The organism is Streptomyces montanisoli (genome assembly GCF_017813245.1).
GTDB lineage: Bacteria > Actinomycetota > Actinomycetes > Streptomycetales > Streptomycetaceae > Streptomyces > Streptomyces montanisoli.
In genome coordinates this window covers 1-562 of sequence record NZ_JAGIQL010000395.1, presented here as the reverse complement: position 1 = coordinate 562, position 562 = coordinate 1, and the positions used below count along the sequence as shown (strand labels likewise).

Annotated in this window: 1 pseudogene; it reads left to right on the top strand. The window is 78.5% G+C overall.

The features are described from left to right. Positions 1-478 (top strand): annotated as a pseudogene (locus tag JFN87_RS33330) (hypothetical protein); the annotation flags it as partial. Positions 479-562: the final 84 nt, after the last annotated feature.

Below are 562 nucleotides of genomic sequence, written 5' to 3'. Positions count from 1 at the left end.
CGCCCGTCGCCGTGCCACGCGCAAGGCCACAGCGCCGCAGGCCGAGCAGGCCCCCGCCGCCGAGGAGGCGGCCGAGGCGGTCGCCGTCTCGCAGGACGCGGAGCCCGAGGCGCCGCGCACCCGCCGTCGCGCCACGCGCAAGGCCGCCGCTCCCGCGACGGAGACCGAGGCAGCCGGTGCGGCCGAGGAGGCCAAGGAGCAGAAGGAGGCGAGGGAGCCGAAGGAGCCGAAGGCCGAGCGCCCCGCGCGCTCCCGCTCACGCCGCAGGGTCGCCGAGGCCGAGGGCGGCGCCGTGGTCGAGGAGGACGCGGCACCCACGCGGGGCAGCCGCAGGACGGCACGGCCGACCGCCGCCGTCTTCCAGCAGCCTGTCTTCGCCGAGCCGATGTTCCAGACCCCGGAGACCGCGGCCGCCGCGGCCGCATCGGGCGGCGCGTCCAGCGCGGAGCCCGACGACGAGCTGGACGCAGGTCGGTAGGGCAGAGCTCTGAACTCCTGCCAGCGGTGCATCGGGGATGCCGTCTACAGCCCGGGAGAAGGCGGGGGGGGGGGGGCGGGGGGG